The organism is Microvirga splendida (assembly GCF_016427565.1).
GTDB lineage: Bacteria > Pseudomonadota > Alphaproteobacteria > Rhizobiales > Beijerinckiaceae > Microvirga > Microvirga splendida.
In genome coordinates this window covers 41404-62542 of record NZ_JAELXT010000019.1, presented here as the reverse complement: position 1 = coordinate 62542, position 21139 = coordinate 41404, and the positions used below count along the sequence as shown (strand labels likewise).

General features: G+C 65.4%; 24 protein-coding genes and 2 tRNA genes. 8 read left to right on the top strand and 18 right to left on the bottom strand.

Annotation, left to right across the window (positions count from 1 at the left end; genetic code table 11):
* The first annotated feature begins 56 nt into the window (after window positions 1-56).
* Both JAO75_RS16725 and JAO75_RS16720 read left to right on the top strand, forming a co-directional pair.
* Window positions 57-938: a 3-hydroxybutyryl-CoA dehydrogenase gene (locus JAO75_RS16725; RefSeq protein WP_199050272.1), complete on the top strand. Its 882-nt coding sequence runs from the start codon at window positions 57-59 to the stop codon at window positions 936-938.
* Between the two features lie 148 nt (window positions 939-1086).
* Complete coding sequence (locus tag JAO75_RS16720) at window positions 1087-1656, top strand: HNH endonuclease (RefSeq protein ID WP_036355619.1); 570 nt, start codon at window positions 1087-1089, stop codon at window positions 1654-1656.
* A gap of 20 nt (window positions 1657-1676) precedes the next feature.
* Here the strand turns inward: JAO75_RS16720 and JAO75_RS16715 are convergent, their stop codons facing one another.
* Window positions 1677-2177, bottom strand: a complete 501-nt coding sequence (locus JAO75_RS16715) for a disulfide bond formation protein B (protein WP_199050271.1) — start codon at window positions 2175-2177, stop codon at window positions 1677-1679.
* A gap of 57 nt (window positions 2178-2234) precedes the next feature.
* Complete coding sequence (locus JAO75_RS16710; RefSeq protein WP_199050270.1) at window positions 2235-2816, bottom strand: YqaA family protein; 582 nt, start codon at window positions 2814-2816, stop codon at window positions 2235-2237.
* Between the two features lie 151 nt (window positions 2817-2967).
* Between JAO75_RS16710 and JAO75_RS16705 the strand changes: the two genes are divergently transcribed.
* Window positions 2968-3052: transfer RNA gene (locus JAO75_RS16705), tRNA-Leu, on the top strand.
* Between the two features lie 274 nt (window positions 3053-3326).
* Window positions 3327-3521, top strand: coding sequence for a hypothetical protein (locus JAO75_RS16700; RefSeq protein ID WP_199050269.1), 195 nt, complete (start codon window positions 3327-3329; stop codon window positions 3519-3521).
* Between the two features lie 134 nt (window positions 3522-3655).
* Here the strand turns inward: JAO75_RS16700 and JAO75_RS24930 are convergent, their stop codons facing one another.
* On the bottom strand, window positions 3656-3913 hold the full coding sequence (locus tag JAO75_RS24930) for a DUF1236 domain-containing protein (RefSeq protein WP_199050268.1): 258 nt from the start codon (window positions 3911-3913) through the stop codon (window positions 3656-3658).
* A gap of 70 nt (window positions 3914-3983) precedes the next feature.
* On the opposite strand from JAO75_RS24930, the gene JAO75_RS16690 reads away from it, so the two are divergent.
* A complete protein-coding gene (locus tag JAO75_RS16690) occupies window positions 3984-4373 on the top strand; it encodes a hypothetical protein (RefSeq protein ID WP_210340304.1) in 390 nt (129 codons plus the stop codon).
* Window positions 4374-4642: 269 nt separating this feature from the next.
* On the opposite strand, the gene JAO75_RS16685 is transcribed toward JAO75_RS16690, so the two are convergent.
* The 7 genes from JAO75_RS16685 to JAO75_RS16655 form a co-directional block, all read right to left on the bottom strand.
* Window positions 4643-5191, bottom strand: coding sequence for an RNA pyrophosphohydrolase (locus tag JAO75_RS16685; RefSeq protein WP_199050266.1), 549 nt, complete (start codon window positions 5189-5191; stop codon window positions 4643-4645).
* 224 nt (window positions 5192-5415) lie between these two features.
* Entirely contained in the window at window positions 5416-6738 is a 1323-nt protein-coding gene (locus JAO75_RS16680) for a S41 family peptidase (protein WP_199050265.1), read from the bottom strand.
* Window positions 6738-8090 (bottom strand): murein hydrolase activator EnvC family protein, encoded by a 1353-nt coding sequence (locus tag JAO75_RS16675; protein ID WP_199050264.1) that lies wholly within the window; start codon window positions 8088-8090, stop codon window positions 6738-6740. The genes JAO75_RS16680 and JAO75_RS16675 overlap by 1 nt, the downstream gene beginning before the upstream one ends.
* Before the next feature lie 4 nt (window positions 8091-8094).
* Window positions 8095-8589 carry a 23S rRNA (pseudouridine(1915)-N(3))-methyltransferase RlmH gene (gene rlmH, locus JAO75_RS16670; protein ID WP_199050263.1) on the bottom strand — a complete coding sequence of 165 codons (495 nt, stop codon included), beginning with the start codon at window positions 8587-8589 and terminating at the stop codon, window positions 8095-8097.
* A 74-nt stretch (window positions 8590-8663) separates the two neighbouring features.
* Window positions 8664-8960: a ribosome silencing factor gene (gene rsfS, locus JAO75_RS16665; RefSeq protein WP_036355921.1), complete on the bottom strand. Its 297-nt coding sequence runs from the start codon at window positions 8958-8960 to the stop codon at window positions 8664-8666.
* Between the two features lie 183 nt (window positions 8961-9143).
* Window positions 9144-9800, bottom strand: a complete 657-nt coding sequence (locus JAO75_RS16660; protein WP_199050262.1) for a nicotinate-nucleotide adenylyltransferase — start codon at window positions 9798-9800, stop codon at window positions 9144-9146.
* On the bottom strand, window positions 9797-11038 hold the full coding sequence (locus JAO75_RS16655; RefSeq protein WP_246742569.1) for a glutamate-5-semialdehyde dehydrogenase: 1242 nt from the start codon (window positions 11036-11038) through the stop codon (window positions 9797-9799). The genes JAO75_RS16660 and JAO75_RS16655 overlap by 4 nt, the downstream gene beginning before the upstream one ends.
* Before the next feature lie 130 nt (window positions 11039-11168).
* Between JAO75_RS16655 and JAO75_RS16650 the strand changes: the two genes are divergently transcribed.
* Window positions 11169-11990 carry a DUF72 domain-containing protein gene (locus JAO75_RS16650; protein ID WP_246742567.1) on the top strand — a complete coding sequence of 274 codons (822 nt, stop codon included), beginning with the start codon at window positions 11169-11171 and terminating at the stop codon, window positions 11988-11990.
* Here JAO75_RS16650 and proB read toward each other — a convergent pair.
* From proB to rplU, 5 genes are all read right to left on the bottom strand, one after another.
* A complete protein-coding gene (gene proB, locus JAO75_RS16645; RefSeq protein WP_199050259.1) occupies window positions 11960-13075 on the bottom strand; it encodes a glutamate 5-kinase in 1116 nt (371 codons plus the stop codon). The genes JAO75_RS16650 and proB overlap by 31 nt on opposite strands.
* Window positions 13072-14106 (bottom strand): GTPase ObgE, encoded by a 1035-nt coding sequence (gene obgE / locus JAO75_RS16640; RefSeq protein ID WP_199050258.1) that lies wholly within the window; start codon window positions 14104-14106, stop codon window positions 13072-13074. Before obgE ends, proB begins: the two co-directional genes overlap by 4 nt.
* A 147-nt stretch (window positions 14107-14253) precedes the next feature.
* The gene (locus JAO75_RS16635) at window positions 14254-14904 is read right to left on the bottom strand and encodes a GNAT family N-acetyltransferase (protein WP_199050257.1); all 651 of its coding nucleotides are present in this window, start codon (window positions 14902-14904) and stop codon (window positions 14254-14256) included.
* A gap of 180 nt (window positions 14905-15084) precedes the next feature.
* Entirely contained in the window at window positions 15085-15351 is a 267-nt protein-coding gene (gene rpmA / locus JAO75_RS16630) for a 50S ribosomal protein L27 (protein ID WP_036355650.1), read from the bottom strand.
* Between the two features lie 118 nt (window positions 15352-15469).
* Complete coding sequence (rplU, locus tag JAO75_RS16625) at window positions 15470-15781, bottom strand: 50S ribosomal protein L21 (RefSeq protein ID WP_199050256.1); 312 nt, start codon at window positions 15779-15781, stop codon at window positions 15470-15472.
* A 261-nt stretch (window positions 15782-16042) separates the two neighbouring features.
* Here rplU and JAO75_RS16620 point away from each other — a divergent pair.
* Both JAO75_RS16620 and JAO75_RS16615 read left to right on the top strand, forming a co-directional pair.
* Window positions 16043-16132: transfer RNA gene (locus JAO75_RS16620), tRNA-Ser, on the top strand.
* 329 nt (window positions 16133-16461) lie between these two features.
* A complete protein-coding gene (locus tag JAO75_RS16615) occupies window positions 16462-17949 on the top strand; it encodes a DUF2231 domain-containing protein (protein ID WP_199050255.1) in 1488 nt (495 codons plus the stop codon).
* Window positions 17950-18023: 74 nt separating this feature from the next.
* Here JAO75_RS16615 and JAO75_RS16610 read toward each other — a convergent pair whose 3' ends face one another.
* From JAO75_RS16610 to JAO75_RS16600, 3 genes are read right to left on the bottom strand one after another with little or no spacing between them, the layout of a single operon-like run.
* Entirely contained in the window at window positions 18024-20018 is a 1995-nt protein-coding gene (locus JAO75_RS16610; protein WP_199050254.1) for a hybrid sensor histidine kinase/response regulator, read from the bottom strand.
* Window positions 20019-20022: 4 nt separating this feature from the next.
* Window positions 20023-20670, bottom strand: coding sequence for a chemotaxis protein CheX (locus JAO75_RS16605; RefSeq protein ID WP_199050253.1), 648 nt, complete (start codon window positions 20668-20670; stop codon window positions 20023-20025).
* A 50-nt stretch (window positions 20671-20720) separates the two neighbouring features.
* Window positions 20721-21104, bottom strand: coding sequence for a response regulator (locus tag JAO75_RS16600; protein WP_199050252.1), 384 nt, complete (start codon window positions 21102-21104; stop codon window positions 20721-20723).
* Window positions 21105-21139: the final 35 nt, after the last annotated feature.

The following is a 21139-nucleotide window of genomic DNA, read 5'->3' as shown; positions in this document are numbered from 1 at the left end:
GACCGGGCGGAGCCTCCGCCCGGCCGTTGTGACGGATGGATGCAGGCAGCAGGTCGATGGGCATTGAGATCAAAACGGTTGGCGTGATCGGCGCGGGACAGATGGGCAGCGGCATCGCTCATGTCTGTTCGATCGCGGGGTTCAACGTCCGGCTCCACGATCTCTCGGAGGAGCGGATCAATGCCGGCCTCGCCACCATAAACGGCAACATGGCCCGTCAGGTCTCCAAGGGAGCCATCGCCGAAGGCGACCGCCAGGGCGCCCTCGAGCGGATCAAGCCGGCGCGCTCCTACGACGACCTCTCCACCTGCGATATCGTCATCGAGGCGGCGACCGAGAACGAGGAGGTGAAGCGCAAGATCTTCACCAACCTGAGCCCGTCCCTCCGGGCCGACGCGATGATCGCCACCAACACCTCGTCGATCTCCATCACGAGGCTCGCGGCTGCCACGGACCGGCCGGAGAAGTTCATCGGCATCCATTTCATGAATCCGGTGCCGGTGATGCAGCTCGTGGAGCTGATCCGCGGCATTGCTACGGACGATTCCACCTACGAGTCGGCCAAGGAGTTCATCGCCAAGCTCGGCAAGACCTCGACGGTGTCAGAGGACTTCCCGGCCTTCATCGTCAACCGCATCCTGCTGCCGATGATCAACGAGGCGATCTACACCCTCTACGAGGGCGTGGGCTCGGTGGAGGCCATCGACACGGCCATGCGGCTCGGCGCCAACCATCCCATGGGCCCGCTCCAACTCGCGGATTTCATCGGTCTCGACACCTGCCTGTCGATCATGCAGGTGCTGCACGAGGGCCTGGCCGATTCCAAGTACCGCCCCTGCCCGCTTCTGGTGAAGTACGTCGAGGCCGGATGGCTCGGCCGCAAGACCAAGCGCGGCTTCTATGACTACCGCGGCGAGAAGCCGGTTCCGACCCGCTAAGCTCCCTTTGAGGCAGGCCCAGGGCGCATCCACATCCCTGTGGGTGCGTCACAAACGTATTGCCTGTGATCTTCACAACAGCGTCACACTGCCTATAGTCTAATCAGACGGGATAGCAGTCTTCTCTTTTTCCCCAAGAGGAGGTGAGGTGACGATACACGTCCAACCTGTTGTACGACCGGAGGCCTGCCCGGCCCTCGTTCTCAATGCCGATTACCGGCCTTTGAGCTACTACCCCCTGTCCATCTGGTGCTGGCAGGATGCGATCAAGGCGGTGTTCCTGGACCGGGTCAACATCGTGTCGGAATACGACAAGGTCGTGCGAAGTCCGACCTTCGAATTCCGCCTCCCCTCGGTCATCTCCCTGAAAACCTACGTCAAGCCGTCCCGGCACCCGGCCTTCACCCGCTTCAACGTCTTCCTGCGCGACCGCTTCAGCTGCCAGTATTGCGGCATTCGCGAGGACCTCACCTTCGATCACGTCATTCCCCGGTCCAAGGGCGGGCAGACCACCTGGGAAAACGTCGTCGCCGCCTGCGCGCCCTGCAATCTCAAGAAGGGGGACAAGCTGCCCCGCGAGGTCGAGATGTGGCCCCGGCAGAGCCCCTTCGCCCCCACCATCCACGATCTCCATTCCAACGGCCGCCTCTTCCCGCCCAACTATCTCCACGACAGCTGGATGGACTATCTCTACTGGGACAGCGAGTTGGAGCCGTAAGGCCCTTCCCGTTCAGCGCGTTAGCGGCCGAAATACGGGCCTTTGCCAGCGGCTCCCATGGCCGCCAGGGCGGCAAGCGCCAGCGAGATCAGCACGTTCCATCCCGCCAGCGACAGGCCGAGGAAGCGCCACGCGGCTTCCGTGCAGCTGACCACGCGGGTGTTCTCGAGCTGGTTCAGGAAATCCCCGACACTGCCCGCTCCGGCCCCTGCCCCGCCGCCGCAATCGCTCGGGCCCGCGAAGACACCCCACTCGACGCCGGAATGATAGGCGCCGAGCCCGGCGCTGACGATGAAGATCAGGGCGAGGAGCCACAGGCCCGCCCTCGTCCAGCGCGGCGGCAGGAGGGCTGCGATGATCCCGAGGGGAATGGCGATGTAGTAGGGATTGCGCTGGGTCAGGCAGAGCTTGCAGGGCACGTAGCCGAAAACGTGCTCGAAAACGAGCGCGCCGCCGACCGTGGCCGCCGCCCCCAGGGCAACGGCTAGAGCGACATGCTTGACGTTGAGCTGCATCCGCATTCCGAACTCCGACATCAACTCCGGTGAAGGTGGGCACCGATCATTCGCGACAAAGGCCTAGAGCAGGAATTTGACGGCGGCAAAACCGCCGATGAACAGGGCCACGCTCAAGGCCGCAAGCAGGTTGAAATGACGGTCGATCAACGCCTTGATGGCGGGCCCGAACTGGCTCATCAGCAACGCGATGAAGAAGAAACGCGCCCCGCGGGCGAAAACGGAAAGCAGGATGAACCACAGCAGGTTGTATCCCGCCAGGCCCGACATGATCGTGACGAGCTTATAGGGAAGCGGTGTCAGGCCGCCCAGAAGGATGACCCAGGAGCCGTATTCCTCGTACCAGCTCCGGAAAAGGCTCACCTTGTCGGACAGGCCGTAGAGCTCGATGAGCCAGAGGCCGATCGTGTCGTAGGTCAGGGCGCCGATCAGGTAGCCGAAGACGCCGCCAAGGACCGAGGTGACCGTGCAGATGGCACCGTAGCGCCAGGCCCTGTCCGGCCGCGCCAGCATCATGGGAACGAGCATCACGTCCGGCGGGACCGGAAAGAAGGAGCTTTCCGAGAAAGATACGGCGCCCAGCGCATAGGGGGCCGAAGGCCGGGCCGCAAGGGCTAGGGTCCAGTCGTAGAGACGTCTCAGCATGGTGTCCCGCAGGTGATGGCGGCGAACGGGCCCGTTCGCCCCACCCCTTTGGCACAAGCCCGGCCGGATGGCGAGAGGCGCCCCATGCGGCGTCCCTTCACATCTGCCGGATTGACCCGCCTTCGCGCCTCATGGTACGTCGCAGGTCCTTGCCCCTGTGGCGGAATTGGTAGACGCGCTCGACTCAAAATCGAGTTCCGCAAGGAGTGCTGGTTCGATCCCGGCCAGGGGCACCACTGACCTTCCAGTGGCACGGCGAGAAGCCGAAGACCGTTCAGACATTCGAATGCTGTGAGGCCGCCGATCATGGGGCTGCGCATGGCTGTCTGAAAGGATTATCGCTTTTGAGCTACCTCATCTTCCACGTTGCCTCGACCATGGCGTTTGGAACAAATGCCCGTGCTGGGGATGCCGGATGCGCGCGGGTCTTGGGGCAGCCCATAGACGGGTACCTCCAAGCGCTCGCGCCGCATCAAGAAAGCAGTCAATCCGAGCCGGGAGGGGCATATCATGGAACATGAAATCGAAGCAGTTGCGCGCGCCCTATATTCTGCCGAAGACGATGCCCAGGTGTGGGACCGCGAGCCGGAGATCGTCAGGGACGAATTTCGCACTCTTGCACGGGCGGCCCTGGAATTGCTCGCTCAGCACCGCAGGCAAGAGCGGTACGACAGGCAGGCTGTTGCCTTTCCTTACGCAGCCTAGAACAACCCCTTGCCCTTGATCGTCCATCACGCTGGCATGCCCATCCGTGATCACGGGTCCTGACGAGAGAACGCCCACGGCTCGGTCGAGCCGCGGGCGCCGGTTTTTAGGGGGCGTCGTCGCTACGCTGCCGATCAGCCGCGACGCTCGATCACCGTCACGATGCGACGGGTGCGAGGCTCAAGGATCACCACCTGATCGCGTACGACAATGTACTTGCACTCCGGCAGGCCGGTCAGAATGCTCCGGACGGTTTCCGGGCAGTCGTACAGGGTGGTCACCGAGGTCGGGACGGTCGAGCCGACGCTCACGCTGAACTCCACATTGGTGAGCGGCTGCACGTTCACGCTGCTGAACGACCGCGAGATCTGCGTCCGCTGCTCCGAGGTCACGTTCACGCTCGTGGAGCCGGACGAGTTGGTGCTGCCCGTAGTGTTGGTGTTGGCCGCGCCGCCTGTGGTGTTGGACGCATTATCCTTCGTGTTCGAGCTGCCGCTCGTGCTGGAGGCCGTGCCGGACGTGCTGCCCTGCGTCTTACCGGAGGTGCCGGACTGGGCGCTGTCGGTCGAGGTCCCGCCCGTGGTCGAGGTGCCGGACGAGCCGCCGGTGCTGCTGGATGCGGAGCCCGACGTCGTTGAGCTCGACGAGCCGGACGCGCCGCCCATGGTCGAGCCCGAGGAGCCACCGGACGCGCCGGGCGTCATGATTGTCGAGCTGCCCGAGGAGCCGCCGGAAGTGCCGCCGGCGCTGCTGCCGCTCGAGCTGCCGCTGCTCGTCTGCGCCATCGCAGCCACGCTCAGGGAAAGGGTTGCTGCTGCTACACCGGCCAGTAAAGTGACACGCATTGGATGAAACCTCCCTATGATGGAGGACCGACAATGGCCCTCTGCAAGCCTGTCAACGGGGGTTTTCAGCTAGGGTTCCGTTCCCATCCATAAGTATCGGCGGCGTACATCTGCGGTTCATGAACATGAACGAAACGCCTCTGAAAATGGGCATTTTGGGGCGGTTAGTGCGATGCCGAAGTTTCATGCGCAAGCACGAGAGCACCCACCGCAGAGATCGCTTCGACTTGAACTCAGGCCGGCTGGAAAAGCCGGTCCGATGCAGCCTCCAAACCGTCAGGAGTGGATAGAGCTGTGCAGCCCTGCCGATGCAAGCGGCGCAAAGGCGGCAACGACCTTTTCATAGACGGGTCGCTTGAACGGGATGATCAGCTCCGGCAGGCGGCGCATCTCTTCCCAGCGCCATTCATCGAATTCGGGCCTGTGTCCGCCGCCGCCCGGCTGATGGATGTTGATCTCGCTCTCGTCGCCCTCGAACCGGAACGCAAACCATTTCTGGTTCTGCCCGCGGTAACGTCCGCGCCAGGCGCGCCCAGCCACCATGGTCGGAAGATCGTAGGCGTACCATTCGGGCGCTTCGGCCAGGAGGGTCACGGAGCGGACGCTGGTTTCCTCATGAAGCTCGCGCAGGGCAGCCTGATAGGGCTCCTCGCCTGGGTCGATGCCGCCCTGGGGCATCTGCCAGGAGTAGCCGTCGGAGGCCGCATCGGCATCGGAACGGCGGCGGCCGATGAACACCAGGCCGTCCTTGTTGATCAGCATGACGCCGACACAGGAGCGATAGGGCAGATCCTTTCTGGCCTGTGATCCTCTTGCGCTCCTCATCGGAAAGTCACTCCCTTAATCACGGAACTCGAATGCGGACGGTTCTTATTAGTGCCGGCGCTTGGTCATAGTTCCGAAGCAGGGAGAGAGAGTGCCGCTTCACCGGCTCTCGCACAAGCCTTTCCGCAGGGCTGTGGACGCCGCAACAGAAATGGGCCCGGCGGATGTTCATCCCGCCGGGCCCATTTGCATCGCTGTTTCTCGAACGAAAGAACGATCCGCTCTTAGTTCGGATTCGGCTTCGCGGCCGTGTTGGCGGCATCCTTGCGGACGCCGTGCAGCAGGTCGTAAGCGGCAATCAGCTGCTTGTCCTTGGCCGGATCCGGCGGAATGTAGGCGGAGGAGCCGCCGCGCTCTTCCTTCTCGCCGCCATTGCTCAGGTGGCCGCGCAGACCGGCCTCGCCCTTGGTCTCGTCCTTGCCCTTGAGCTCCTCGGGGATCTCCTGCAGCACCTCGACGTCGGGATCGATGCCCTTGGCCTGGATCGAACGGCCGGCCGGGGTGTAGTAGCGGGCCGTCGTCAGGCGCACGGCGCCGTTGCCGCCGAGCGGGATGATGGTCTGCACGGAGCCCTTGCCGAAGGAGCGGGTTCCGAGAACCGTCGCACGCTTGTGGTCCTGCAGGGCGCCGGCCACGATCTCGGACGCCGAGGCCGAGCCGCCGTTGACGAGCACCACCAGCGGCTTGCCCTTGGTCAGGTCGCCGGCCTTCGCGCTGAAGCGCTGGGTGTCCTCGGCATTCCGGCTGCGGGTCGAGACGATCTCGCCGCGGTCGAGGAAGGCGTCGGAGACCATGATCGCTTGATCGAGCAGGCCGCCCGGGTTGTTGCGCAGGTCGATGACGAAGCCAGCCACCTTGTCGGCGCCGATCTCGTTGGTGAGCTTCTCGATGCCTGCACGCAGGTTCTCGTAGGTCTGCTCGTTGAACTGGGTCACGCGCAGGACGCCGATGTCGCCCTCGACGCGGGCCCGGACCGGGCGCACCTTGATGGTTTCGCGGGTCAGCTTCACCACCACCGGATCCTTGGCTTCCTTGCGCTGGATCTTGAGGGTGACGGAGGAATTGACCGGACCGCGCATCTTGTCGACCGCCTGGTTCAGGTTGAGGCCCTGGACCTGCTCGTCGTTGATGTGGGTGATGATGTCGTTGGCGAGGATGCCGGCCCGGGAGGCGGGGGTCTCGTCGATCGGCGTCACGACCTTGACGAGGCCATCCTCCATGGTGACCTCGATGCCGAGGCCGCCGAACTCGCCGCGGGTCTGCACCTGCATGTCGCGGAAGCTCTTGGCATCCATGAAGCTCGAATGGGGATCGAGAGAGGTGAGCATGCCGTTGATGGCAGCCTCGACCAGCTTCGCTTCCTCAGGCTTTTCAACGTAATCCGTGCGGACCTTCTCGAAGACGTCTCCGAAAAGGCTCAGCTGACGGTACGTGTCGGCCGAGGCGGCAACCGCGCTCATGCCCGACATAAGGCTGGTCTGCGACACCATGGTCGCACTGCCCGCGCCGATGGCCGCACCGAGAATCAAGAGGGATAGTTTGCGCATTATCCGCGAACCTTTTCGCTTTGCGATTTTGCCCACCAGGGACTTGGGTCAATCGAACCGCCGTCTTTCCTGAACTCAACATAGAGGACGGGGTTGTTCTTTTCTATGGCGGCGCCGATCAAACTCATGAGAGGAGCCTCTCCCATGGTCGCAACGGGCTCGCCGGCGAGCACGAACTGCCCGACATCAACGTTGATTTGGTCCATACCGGCCAGAAGAACATAGTATCCACCACCGGCATTGATGATCAAGAGTCGTCCATACGACCGGAAGGGGCCCGCAAAGGCCACCCAACCGTCGGAGGGTGATACCACGGTTGCATTCTGCCGGGCCGTGATCGAAATGCCACGCGTCGTTCCGCCATACCCATCCGCGGCGCCGAACTCCAGAGTCGTCTCGCCGCTGACGGGCCGCGGCAGCAGGCCCCTGGCTTCCGCGAAGGGAATCTTGGGAGCCAGCCGCGCCGGATCCCTGAAGGCGAGCTGGGCAAATTTCTCGCGGGTCTGGCGCTCCTGAGCCTCGGCAGCCTTGCGCGCCTCCTCCGAGGCTCTTTGCGCCCCAGCGATCTCCGCTTCCATGCGGTCGATGAGTTCCTTGAGCGTTCCGGCCTGGCGGGCCAGTTCCTCAGCCTTTTGCCGCTCGGCGCCCGCATCGCGCTCCACCTCGGCAATGCGGCCCTGACGGGCCTCCATGAGGGCCGCGACCCGCTCCTGCTCGCGGGTGAGCGCCGCCAGCTCGCTGTTGAGGGTCGAGCGGTCGACGGTGATGGCCTCCTTCAGGCGAACAAGCTCGGCGAGGTCGGTGGCCAGGATCTCGGCCTCAACTCTCAGCTCCGGGAGAACGGCGCCCAGCATGATCGAAGCCCGAACCGCCTCGAGCATGTCCTCCGGCCGCACCAGCACGGCCGGTGGCGGACGGCGGCCCATGCGCTGCAGGGCGGCGAAAACCTCGACGATGACGGCCCGGCGGCTCTGCAGGGAGCGGCGAATGGCCGCTTCGCTGGAGGTCAGGGTCTGAAGCCTCTGCTCCAGCCCGCGAATGCGGTCTTCGGTGCCGCGCACGCGCTCGGCCGTCTCGATCAGGGCCGTGTTGAGCTTGGCCCGGTCGGCCCTGATGGACTCGATCTCGGCCTCAAGCCGCCGGCGTGCCTCCGCATTGGCCGTGATCGCCTGTTCCAGAACCTTCAGGTCCTGCTCCCGCCGCGCCTTCTCCTCGGCCGTTTCCGCCGGGACGGATGGTGCCGCAGGCGCAGGCGTGGGCTGCTGGGCCCCGGCGGGGCTCAGGCTGGCGGCGATCATCAAGGCGGCAAGGCCGAGGGCCTTGCGGGAAAGGAAGGTTTCGAAGCGGGTCATCCGGTCAGGAATCATCGTGGCCGGCCCGATGATAAGGGTGACCGGCTATGATTGTCAGGCTCCTATAGAGCTGTTCGGCCACGAGCGCCCGCACGATCTGGTGCGGCATGGTGAGCGCCCCGAAGGACACCACGAGGTCAGCGCGCTGGCGCAGCTTGGGATCGAGGCCGTCGGGCCCGCCGATGACGCAGGCTATTCCCGCACGGCCCTCGTCGCGCCACTGCCTGATCTTTTCGGCGAAAGCCTCGCTCGAGGGGCTCCTGCCGCGCTCGTCGAAGACGATCAGCACGGAGGAACCGGCTTTTTCGAGCAAAGCCGCGGCCTCTTCAGCGCGCCGGTCATCCTCTCGGCGCGCGCGGCTCTCCGGCAGCTCGACGATGTCGAGCCCGGCCAGACTCAAGGCCCGGCCCATGCCTTCGACCCGTTGCCTGTATCGCTCGACCAGCTCCCGCTCGGGGCCGCTCTTCAGACGGCCCACGGCCAGCAAGCTCAATCGCACGATCCTGGCCTTACCCTTTCAATGCCGCATGATCTTGGCCGGGCAACCGGTACCCACTTGCCCGGATCATGCTTTTAGCTCGCGCGATCCTGCGGGCGGTCGGCGCCCCACATCTTCTCGAGGTTGTAGAAACCACGAACCTCGGGACGGAAAACGTGGATCAGCACGTCGCCGGCATCGATGAGCACCCAGTCGCAGGCCGGCAGGCCCTCGACGCGCGCGTTGCCGAACCCCTTGTCCTTGAGGTCCTTGATCACGCGCTCGGCAATCGCGCCGACATGGCGGTCGGAGCGGCCCGAGGTGACGATCATGGTGTCGGCAAGCGAGGTCTTTCCGGCCAGGTCGATCTCGACCGTGTTTTCGGCCTTCATATCCTCGAGGGAGGCCAGGGCAGCGGCCCGGATATCCTCTGCGGCAGGAGCGTCCGCTCCAGAGAGAGGAGGAAGCGGGTTCAAGTCCGCTTCGACGGAAGATAGTCGGTTCAGGTTCAGACCCTTTCTCAGCAGCGCTTAAATGGCGCCGACCCTTAAGATAATGCGGGAAGGCCCCATTTTTCAACGTCCTCCTATCGGAGAAGTTCGTCGCATCTGCCGCAGCTGGGTGGACGAGAGGTGGGACCGGGGCCCATGCAGGAAAACCCAGGCGGGCGGCCTGAGCCCCGGCAGGGCGAGGGCATCGGCCTCGTCGATTCGCCCCTCGGACAGGGCCGTGGCGCTGTGGGACCGGACGGCCTTCAGGGTCCAGCCGGGACGGTCGACGATGGCGATCGGCATCATCCGGGCGATGCGGCGCCAGCCGCGCCAGCGGTGGAAGCCTGCCAGGTTGTCCGCTCCCATGATCCAGACGAAGCGGACATCGGGGTAGCGCCGCTTGAGATAGGCCAGGGTGTCCACGGTATAGCGGGCCCCGATCTCCTCCTCGAAGGCGGTCACGTCGATGCGGGGATGATCGGCCAAAGCCTGAGCTTCCTCCACCCGCATGGCGGTGGTGGCGAGCTCGCCCGTGTCCTTGAGGGGATTGCCCGGGGTGACGATCCACCAGACCCGGTCGAGCCCGAGCCGCTTCAGGGCCATCTCGCTGACATGGCGGTGTCCGGCATGGGCCGGGTTGAAGGAGCCGCCATAAAGGCCGATCCGCATGCCGGGGGCCACCCGCGGCAGGCGGGCCAGGCCGGAGGGCCTGATGCGGAAGCGGGAGGTCGAAGGCTTCACGGGCGCGTCTGGCCCGAGCCGCGGATGCGGTACTTGAACGAGGTCAGCTGCTCCACGCCCACAGGCCCGCGGGCGTGCATGCGCCCGGTGGCGATGCCGATCTCGGCCCCGAAACCGAACTCGCCGCCATCGGCGAACTGGGTCGAGGCGTTGTGGAGCACGATGGCGGAATCCACCTCGGCCAGGAAGCGCTCGGCGGCGGCCTCATCATCGGTGACGATGGAATCGGTGTGGTGGGAGCCGTAAGATTCGATATGGGCGATGGCCTCGTCGAGCCCGTCGACCACCCGGACGGAGATGATGGCGTCGAGATATTCGGTGCGCCAATCCTCCTCCGTTGCCGGAGTCACGCGCGAATCAGCCGCCTGAACGGCCTCGTCCCCGCGCACGGCGCAACCGGCCTCGATCAGCATGGCAACGAGCGGCTTGAGATGGGTTTCGGCGCAGGCCCGGTCCACCAGCAGCGTTTCGGCGGAGCCGCAGACGCCGGTGCGGCGCAGCTTGGCGTTCAGCACGATGGCCTTGGCCATCTCCAGATCGGCCGATCCATGCACGAAGACGTGGCAGATGCCCTCCAGATGCGCGAAGACCGGCACCCGGGCCTCCTCCTGCACCCGCGCCACGAGGCTTTTGCCTCCGCGCGGCACGATCACATCGATATTGCCGTCGAGCCCGGACAGCATGGCGCCCACGGCCGCACGGTCGCGGGTCGGCACGAGGCGGACGGCGTCGGCCGGCAGGCCCGCCTGCTCCAGCCCCTCCCCCATCGCCTGGGCGAGGGTGAGCGACGTGAGGAAGCTCTCCGAACCGGTACGCAGGATCGCGGCATTGCCGGCCTTGAGGCACAGGGCACCCGCATCCGCCGTCACGTTGGGCCGGCTTTCGAAGATCACCCCGATGACGCCGAGCGGCGTCGCCACGCGCTCGATCTGCAGGCCGTTCGGACGCTCGAAGCGGGCCATCACGCGCCCGACCGGATCGGGCAGACCGGCGATGCTCTCGACTGCAGCCGCAATGGCCTCCAGCCGCTCGGGATTCAGCATGAGCCGGTCGATGAAGGAGGCAGGCTGCCCCTTGGCGTTCGCCTCGGCCAGATCCTGCTCGTTGGCGGCGAGGATCGCATCCGCCCGCGCCCGGATGCGCGCGGCCATGGCGCGCAAAGCGGCGTTCTTGTCCTCTGCGGAGGCCAGCGCCACGCGCCGGGCGGCTGTCCGTGCGCGGCGCCCAAGCTCACGCATGAGAGCCGGAATGTCAGGATTTCCAACCGAAGCCGCGCCTGGTGCGTTGAGGTAGTCGGCGAGCACTTCTGAAATCAAGGCGCGAATGTCGTCCATGTCCAAGTCCCGGCCCCTGAACACCCCAGGGGGAATGCCTCATCTGGAACCCATAGCACGGCAGGCCGCCCCTGAGCCAAGCCGCTCCGCCCCGCCTGAGATCCGCATCGGAACCTCGGGCTGGCACTATCGGTCCTGGCACGGACCTTTCTACCCGGCGCGCCTGAAGATCAAGGACTTCCTGTCCTACTACGTCCAGCGCTTCGACACGGCGGAGATCAACAACTCCTTTTATCGCCTCCCCACCGAGCAGGCCGTGCGGACCTGGCACGATTCCACGCCGAAGCGGTTCCTGTTCGCCTGGAAGGTTTCGCGCTTCATCACACACATGAAGCGGCTGAAAGGCATCGAGGAGAGCATCGATCTCGTCTTCAGTCGCATGAACGCTCTCGGGGACAAGTTCGGCCCGGTCCTGTTCCAGCTGCCCCCCACTTTCAAGGCCGATACGGAGACGCGGGAGCGGGTGGCGCGCTGCTTGTCGCTCATCCCGCAGGGAGGCCGCTGCGCCTTCGAGTTCCGGCATCCGAGCTGGTACGAGGAGGACACCTTCCGGGTCCTGCGCGATCACAATGCGGCTTTGTGCATCTCCGATCACGCTGATGCGCCTGCGCCCTGGGAGGCCACGGCCGATTTCGTCTATGTGCGCGCGCACGGCACCAACGGACGCTATGCGGGCAGCTACTCGGCCGAGACCTTGCAGGACTGGACCCGGCGCATTGCCGATTGGCGAAAGGACGAGCGCAGCGTCTATGTGTATTTCGACAACGACATCAAGAGCGCCGCGCCCGGCGACGCGCAGACCCTGCTGAGGCTTCTGGACGCGGATCAGTCGCTGAGGGCCATGTCGTCCCGGTGAACCATCTCGGTGCGGCCGGGATAGCCGAGGATGCCCTCGATCTCGCGGCTGGGACGGCCGATGATGCGCGCCGCATCCTCCGCGTCATAGGCCACGAGGCCTCGGCCCAGCACGCGGGCCTCGCTGCGGATCGTCACCGCATCGCCGCGGTGGAACGAGCCCTCGATGCGCCGCACGCCCACAGGCAGCAGGCTCGCGCCGCCCTGCAGCGCACGGACCGCGCCCTCGTCGACGACAAGCGTGCCGCGCGGCTCGAGCGCGCCGGCGATCCAGGTCTTGCGGGCGGTGGCGGGGTTGGACGGCGTGATAAACCAGGTGCAGCGCCCGCCCTCGGTGACACGCTTCAGCGGATTTTTTGTGCGGCCGTCGGCGATGATCATGTGCGTGCCGCCGGATGTCGCGATCTTGCCGGCCTCGACTTTGGTGCGCATGCCGCCCCGGGACAGTTCGGAGGCCGCGCCCCCGGCCATGGCCTCGATGGCAGGCGTGATGCGCTCGACTACGGGGATGTGCTCGGCGTTCGGATCGGATGCGGGCGGGGCCGTGTAGAGGCCGTCGATGTCGGAAAACAGCACCAGGAGATCGGCGCCGATCATGGTGGCGACCCGGGCCGCCAAGCGGTCGTTGTCGCCGTAGCGGATCTCGGAGGTCGCCACCGTGTCGTTCTCGTTGATCACCGGAACGGCGCGCATCTCCAGAAGCTTCAGGGTGGTGGCGCGGGCATTGAGATAGCGCCGCCGCTGCTCCGTATCCGCCAGCGTCACCAGGATCTGGCCTGCCGTGATGCCGTGATGGGCCAGCACCTCCGACCAGGTGCGCGCGAGCGCGATCTGACCGACCGCCGCGGCCGCCTGGCTCTCCTCAAGACGCAAGGGTCCGGACGGGAGCCCCAGCACCGTGCGCCCCATGGCGATGGCCCCGGAGGAGACGACGAGCACGTCGGCCCCCTTGGCATGGAGATCGGCGATGTCTTCGGCCAAAGCCGCCAGCCAGGCATGGTTCAGCCGTCCGCGCGCCCGGTCGACGAGGAGCGCGGAGCCGACCTTCAGGACGACGCGGCGGAACTGGCTGAGGCTTGGGGTCACGGATGCCACTCTTCCTGAGCTTGAGCCGGCTCGTCCTCGACCTTGGCCTGATCGATCACGGTGAGGAGCGCCTGCAGCACCTCCTGCACGCCTTGGCCCGAGGCCGAGGAGATCACGTAAGGCGTCCGCTTGCTGGCCTTCTTCAGCTTCTTCAGCTGCGCCTTCAGCGTGTCCTCGTCCAGGGCATCGGCCTTGGAGAGCGCCACGATCTCGGGCTTCTCGTCCAGGCCATGGCCATAGGCCTCGATCTCGTGACGGACGGTCTTGTAGGCCTCGCCCGCATCCTCGCTCGTGCCCTCCACCAGGTGCAGCAGCACCCGGCAGCGTTCCACGTGGCTCAAAAAACGGTCGCCGAGGCCCACGCCCTCGGACGCGCCTTCGATCAGGCCGGGAATGTCGGCCAGCACGAACTCGCGGCCATAGGCCCGCACGACGCCGAGCCCCGGATGAAGCGTGGTGAAGGGATAATCGGCGATCTTCGGCTTGGCAGCCGTGGTTGTCGCCAGGAACGTGGACTTGCCCGCATTCGGCAGCCCGACGAGGCCCGCATCCGCGATCAGCTTGAGGCGCAGGATGAGCGTGCGCTCCTGCCCCTCCTGGCCGGGATTGGCCCGGCGCGGGGCGCGGTTGGTCGAGGTGGTGAAATAGGCATTGCCGAAGCCGCCGTTGCCGCCCTTTGCCAGCAGCACCCGCTGGCCCACATGGGTCATGTCGGCGATGACGGTCTCGCCATCCTCCTCCAGGATCTCGGTGCCGGCCGGGACTTTCAGAACCGCATCGGCGCCCTTGGCTCCATGCCGGTTCTTGCCCATGCCGTGGCCGCCGGTCTTGGCCTTGAAATGCTGCTGGTAGCGGTAGTCGATGAGGGTGTTGAGACCCTCCACGCATTCCGCCCACACGTCGCCGCCGCGGCCGCCGTCGCCACCGTCCGGCCCGCCGAACTCGATGAACTTTTCACGGCGAAAGGAGATGGCGCCGCCACCGCCATTGCCGGAGCGAATATAGATCTTGGCTTGGTCGAGAAATTTCATAACCCGCATCCTTTACGGGACTGGAGCACTTTTCGCAAAAGCGGATCTGCTCGTGCGGTTAAAATGCAGCCATCCACGTCTCTCGTGCGGGAGCAACGCGGACAAAAGAGAAGCGCTCCCGAAAAGCTTTTCGGGAGCGCTCCGGTGTCAGCTGGCGAGGGAGATCGACCGCTCCACCTCGACCTCGAGCATGAGAGGCTCACGCACGAGGCCCGTGTGGCCCCAGGCCTTCAGGCTCTCCCAGGTGCGCCGGTCGAGCCGGAAGTGATCCACCGGATAGAGGCCGCACCGGGCGGGCAGCTCGGAGAGCCCGGCGCCCTGATAGGCAAAGCCGCACTTCTCCAGCACCCGCCGGGAGCCCGGATTGATGACCCGGGCGCAGGCGGTGATCTCGTCGCCGTCGCCATAGGCGAAGAAGGCATCGATCAGGGCACGGACGGCTTCCGTGGCATAGCCCTTGCCCCAGTAGGGGGTGCCGAGCCAATAGCCCAGGTTGGGCTTGCCGGTCTCCGGATCGGGCCCGATGCCCACCATGCCGATCAGACTGTTGGGCTTAGCCACCGGCGTGATGGCGAGCTGCAGGCCCTGGCCGTCCGCATTGGACCGCCGGGACTGGAAGATGAACCGCTCGGCGGCGTCCGGGTGATACGGATGCGGAATTCGCGCCGTCATCTCCGCGACCGCTTTTTCACCGGCAAGGCGTACGATGGCTTGGGCATCCGCGAGACGGGCCCAGCGCAGCCACAGGCGGCGGGTCTCGAGGCGGAAAACATCGTCACGGGTGAGGTCGGGAAACATCGTCTTGCTCCGATCCGTTGGGCCCTCCTTGGGCCCTGGAAAACACGAAGGGGAGGTGGACATCCCACCTCCCCTGTCGATTTCGGATTGGAGCTTGGCCTTTTAGGGGCCTGTCTGGAGCTCTTCATCCGCCGGGTCGGTGTGATGCCGGCGGGAGCTCCTTCGTTTCGCTCTCGCCGTTTACTCTGCGGCCTCTTGGGCCGGTACGACCGATACAAAGGCTCGGCCTTGACGCGTCAGGAATCGGACTCGGCCATTGGCCGTGGCAAAGAGGGTGTGGTCTTTGCCCATGCCGACATTCGCGCCGGCATGCCATTTGGTGCCGCGCTGACGAATAATGATGTTGCCGGCGACAACCTGCTGATCGCCGAAACGCTTGACGCCCAGACGACGGCCCGCGGAGTCGCGACCGTTGCGAGACGAACCGCCTGCTTTTTTATGAGCCATGGGTAACTCCCGTGTTCCTTGACTAAGCCCTGCCCTTCGGCGGGGCCGGCGCAGCCTCTTCGGCCGCTGCCTTGTGTTCTACCAAACTTGAGCCGCTGACCGGCTCTCGCCTAAAACCTTACGCGCGGATCTCGGTGATCCGAACCACGGTGTAGTCCTGGCGATGCCCGCGCTTGCGGCGCGAATTCTGACGGCGGCGCTTCTTGAAGGAGATGACCTTCTCGCCACGGGTGTGTTCCACCACTTCGCCTGCCACGGTCACGCCCTGCATGAGGGGGGCGCCCACCTGGGTCTTGCCGTCGTTCGTGACCATGAGAACCTGGTCGAAGGTAACGGCGGAGCCCGGCTCGCCTGCGAGCGTGGCGACGGTGATGACGTCATTGGCGGCAACGCGATACTGCTTGCCGCCGGTCTTGATCACTGCGAACATCTTGATCCTCGTGTTCAAACCCAATTCTCAGCGGGGACACCCCCGCCGGATTGGCTTTTTGGCAGTTTCCGGCTTCGGTTCACGGCAGCTTGAGCTGCCGCATGAATATGCGCAGGCACTCGTGCCCGCTCATAGAGGACGCCTATCTACGGTCGGCCCCTGTCTTTGTCAATCAAAAACCTTGCTTTTGGCGCTTGAAGACCCGCCAAGCCCATGATATCCACCCGGCCTCAACCAGCGGGGCCAAGGCCCCCGCCCTCCGGAGAGGTGGCAGAGTGGTTGAATGCACCGCACTCGAAATGCGGCATACGGGCAACCGTATCGGGAGTTCGAATCTCCCCCTCTCCGCCATCTTACTCCTTTGGGTGTAAGGTTTCGAAGCCATAGGGCAGCAGTTCCACAACACCCTGAAGACTTGCCCCCGCAGCTGACCGTGAGCGGAATCCGGTGCACCTGCCGATAGTGTCAGCTCGTCGGAACGACCGGGGAGAAGCGGCTGAGGGCTCTTCTGGACTGCCGGATGCGCTCACCCGAAAGGGCCGCCCGCAAACAGGCAAACAGCAGACGACGCACCGAACCAAACCTGCCCGAGTCGATTGTCTGCTTAACGGCAGCTAGGCCTTGCCACAAGGTGCGGAACCCTCCGCCCGCCGCATGGTGCACCAGGAGGGCCGGATGAGATGAAACCTTCCAGCGTGACGGGGGCCGCCATCGGCCGGATCGAGGCGGCGGAGTGGCTCGACGGGCCGGCCTTCCAGCTCGCCAATGCCGTTGCCCTGCCGCAGCGCCTCGCCGGGACGCCGGGCAAGCGAGTTCGCAACGCGCTGCATGGCACCTGGTTCGGGCACCCCGTGCACCCGATGCTCGTCACGCTGCCGATTGGAACCTGGACGCTGGCCCTCGGGCTCGACGCCCTCGAGGCCCTCGGAACGGAACATGGCCGTGCCTATGGCAGGGCGGCCGATATAGCCGTGCAGGCTGGCGCCGCCGGCGCGGTTGCGGCGGCGGCCACTGGGTTGGTGGACTGGCAGCAGACGCACGGACGCCCGCGCCGGGTGGGCCTCGCCCATGCGCTCGTCAACAGCGCGGCGCTCGGCCTTCAGCTCACCTCGACCGCCCTGCGCCGGCGTGGCCGACGCCGCGAGGGACGCCTCGCAAGCGCCACAGCCTGGGGCGTGATGTTCGTGGGGGCCTATCTCGGCGGACATCTCGTCTATCGCCTCCGGCAAGGGGTCGATCAGGCCGACCGCAGCGTCGAACCGCGCGGCTTCGAGCCTGTTCTGCCTGCGGCCGATCTCAAGGAGGGGCAGCCGCGCAAAGTGGAGGTCTGGGACGAGGTGGAGCGGGCGCACATTCCCGTCGCCCTCGTGCGGCAGCACGGACGCATCTTCGCCATGGGCGCCCGCTGCTCGCACATGGGCGGCCCCTTGGACGAAGGCTGGCTTCTGCGGGGCGGCCTCGTGTGCCCCTGGCACGGCTCCCGCTACGACCTTGAGACAGGTCAGCCCCTCGACGGCCCATCGACCTGCCCGCAGCCGATCTACGATGTGCGCCTGCGCAGTGGCGTTATTGAAATCAGGCGGCGGCAGGAGCCCGGCGCCGAGGCAGTGACGCCGGAGGACATCGAGCACGCGGCAGAGATGGAACAAGCCCCGCGGGCAGATGCTCCCCTGGGCCGGAAGGCGGACGAGGTGCTCTTCGAGCATCACGAGTTGCTGCGACGCATGTTCCGGCGGATCGAAAACATGTCGCCGGATGATCCGCAGCGCCGCGACCTGATGCGGACACTTGCGTCCGAACTCGAGATTCATGAGCACATCGAGGATGAGATCTTCTATCCGGCGGTCCGCCCGGTCAGCGAGGATGTCTCGGTGGCCTATGCGGAGCACCAGCAACTGGCGGATCTGCTGGCCGCGACGCTGAAGCTGCCGACCTCCAGCCCCGCGTTCGAAGAGCACCTGCGGGCTCTTCACAAGGCCGTCGACCATCACGCCTCCTCGGAGGAGCACTCGATGTTCATCGAGGCCCAGCGTCTGGGCGACCGCCGCCTGCGCGAACTTGGGCATGAGCTTGAGACGATGCTTGAAGAGCAGCGGACCTCGCGATTCCAGCGGGCCTTCCGGGAACTGAAGATCGCGCTTCTGGCGGAAACCGGCAGGGAGGCCTGAGCGCTCTCGGCAGATAACGGAATTGCAGCTGCTGGCCCACAGGGGAGCGAAGATGCAAGCGTCCCGCGCTTTGCTTACCGAGCGCCCTGAATCATCCTTGTGATCCGAGTTGCCAGCGCCTCGACGGCGAAGGGCTTGGTGATCATCTCCATCCCCGGGTCGAGGAAGCCGTTCGCCAGCGTCGCGTTCTCCGCATAGCCGGTGATGAAGAGCACCTTCAGGCCGGGGCGGGTTTCTCGTGCCGCATCCGCGATCTGTCGCCCGTTGATGCCAGGCAAGCCGACATCGGTGACGAGCAGGTCGATTCGCTGTCCCGACTGCAGGACCTTGAGACCGGCAGGCCCGTCCGACGCTTCCAGAGCGCGGTAGCCCAGTTCCTGGAGCACCTCGACGATCAGGTTGCGAATGACCGGCTCGTCTTCCACCACCAGAACCGTCTCGCCTGCCTCGGCGCGCGACATCTCGGCAGGGGAGATCGTGGAAGGCTCCTCCTGGGCGACGCCGCGGTGGCGCGGCAGGTAGATCCTGATCGTCGTGCCCTGGCCCACCTCCGAGTAGATTTTGACATGTCCCTCGGATTGCTTGGCGAAACCGTAGACCATCGAGAGACCCAGCCCCGTCCCCTGGCCAATGGGCTTGGTGGTGAAGAAGGGCTCGAAAACGCGCTCGACCACGTCGGGCGTCATGCCCGCTCCGGTATCCGTGATGCAGATCGACACGTACTGCCCCGGCGTGACGTCGATGTGGGCCGCCCCATAGGCGTCGTCGAGATGGGCGTTGGCCGTCTCGATGGTGAGCTTGCCGCCCTCCGGCATGGCATCGCGCGCATTGATGGCAAGGTTCAGGATGGCGCTCTCGAGCTGGTTGGGATCGCACAGGGTCGTCCACAGGCCGCCCGCCGTGACGATCTCCAGGGCATGCATCGGTCCGATGGTGCGGCGGAGCAGGTCCTCCATGGAGGCGATGAGCTGGTTGGCATTAACCGGCTTCGGATCGAGCGGCTGCCGGCGTGCAAAGGCGAGCAGGCGGTGGGTGAGCGCGGCCGCACGCTGGGCCGAGCTCATCGCGGCCTTGGCATAGCGCTCGACATGCTCGGTGCGCCCCTGCGCGATGCGGGTCTGCATCAAGTCGAGGGAGCCGACGATGCCCGCAAGGAGATTGTTGAAGTCATGGGCGATGCCGCCTGTCAGCTGACCGACCGCCTCCATCTTCTGAGCCTGACGAAGCTGCTCTTCGGCTCTCAGCAGCTCCTGCGTCCGCTCGTCGACACGCTCCTCCAGGGTCTGGTTCAGGTCCCGCAGCGCTTCCTCGGCCGCCCGGCGCTCATTCACATTGCGCAGAATGAACGTCACGAAGACGCGCATGTCGCTCTGCCACCGTGCGGCGGAAACCTCCAGGAAACTGACGGAGCCGTCCTTGCGCCTGGCCGTGACCTCCACGGAGCGGTGCATGACGGTGCCTTCGAGGAGGCTTGTCCAAAGCTCGTTCCAGGTCTCCGGCACGTTCAGGAGAGCGGCCATCTGCATGCCGACAAGCTCCCTGAGCGCATAGCCGAACTCGCTTGCGGCTGCGGGGTTGGCAAGCTGAATCACGCCCTGCGAGTCGAGGGTGAGGATGGCATCCGGAGCGCTGTTCACGACGGCGTCGTAGCGTGCGTTCTGCCGCTCGCGCAGAACCTGTTCGCGCTGAACGGCCACCGTGACGTCGACGATCTGCACGAGGCACCGCAGATCGGGGCGCGTACCGAGCGGGCGCACGGAGACATTGTGGATGAGCTGGCGGCCGGAGCGGGTCTGCAGCGGCAGGACGAACGGGTGCAGGGAATGGGTCAGAAGCCTTGAGGAGCCCGCTTCCAAAGTGTCCGTGATGGCAGATCTGAGCCCCGGCGACACCGCCCCGGGAAACAGCTCGTCCAGCTGTCTTCCGACAGCATCCTGGGAGGCGATCCCGCTGGCCGAGACGAACCACGCGTTCCAGGCGACCACCCGCATGCTGCCATCAAGAACGATGAGGCCCGTATCTACGGCGTCGAAGACCGACGATAGAAGTTCATCTTCAAGCTGATGCATATGATCAGGATGCCATGCCGTCGGTTGCCCGCTCGATGAATTCGCCGAGCAGGCTCTTGAGCACGGCCAGGGAAGGGATGTCCATCAGCATGACGATGTAGCCGCTGATGTCCCGTTGCCGGACCGTGAAGTTGATATAGAGGAACATGACCACGTCGGCAGCCTCGGGGGGAGGCGCAAGATTGAAGAGCTCGGGTCCCTTTCCCCTGATGATCTCCGGCAGGGACATCCTCAGGCTGCGGTGGAGCATGTTGGCGATCGTGCCGAGGCAGCCGTTCAGCAGAATGTTGCCGGTCTCGGCCAAGGCCTCCTGCTCAAGCTCGATGATATCTTCGAGGGAGAGTTCTCCGCCTGTCACGGCCCTGACGAGTTCGAGGCTCTTGGTCTCGGGGAAGATCAGCAGGGCGCGGCCCATGATGTCGCCCTCGAAGACCTGATGAACGGCCACGAGCGGGCCGGACTCGCGCCCCTCGAGGATCTCGATGGCCCGCGTGCGATGCACGAGATCGACCGCCGGCACGGACAGGTGAACCTGCTCGCCGACCATCTCGCGAAGGCTGAAGGCGGCGCGGCTGACGCCGATGTTCACGAGTTCCGTCAGAGCATCGAGCTCCAGCTCGTTGAGCACTTCCGAGATCGTTGACGCCATCATCTTCCACCTCGGCCGCGACGTGTCGCTCGGTGCCTGCAAGTCACTGTCCGTTACGCCGCGCTCGATCGCAGACGCAGGGCCGCCCCGGAAATGAATCCTCTCAGCCCCTCCTCGGTCAGGGGCTTGCTGACGAAGGTGGCGTTCACCTGGCGCGCCCGAGCGATCACCTCGTCCTGGATATTGGCCGTGATGACCGCAATCGGCATCGTCGGGTGGCTGGCGCGGATCTCTCCGGCCAGTTCGAGCCCGTCCTTCTCCGGCATGTTGAAGTCGATCATGGCCACATCGATCTTCCGCTCGCTCAGGACTGTGAGGGCTTCCTGGGCATTACCGGCCTCGATCCTGTCCCATTCGGGCTGGAGCGCGGCCAAAGCCTTGGCTGCGACGATGCGGGCAAGCTTGCTGTCGTCGACGATCAGAACCGTTGTGGCCACTCAGGTACTCCGCTGGGGGGACAGACTGCCGGGAT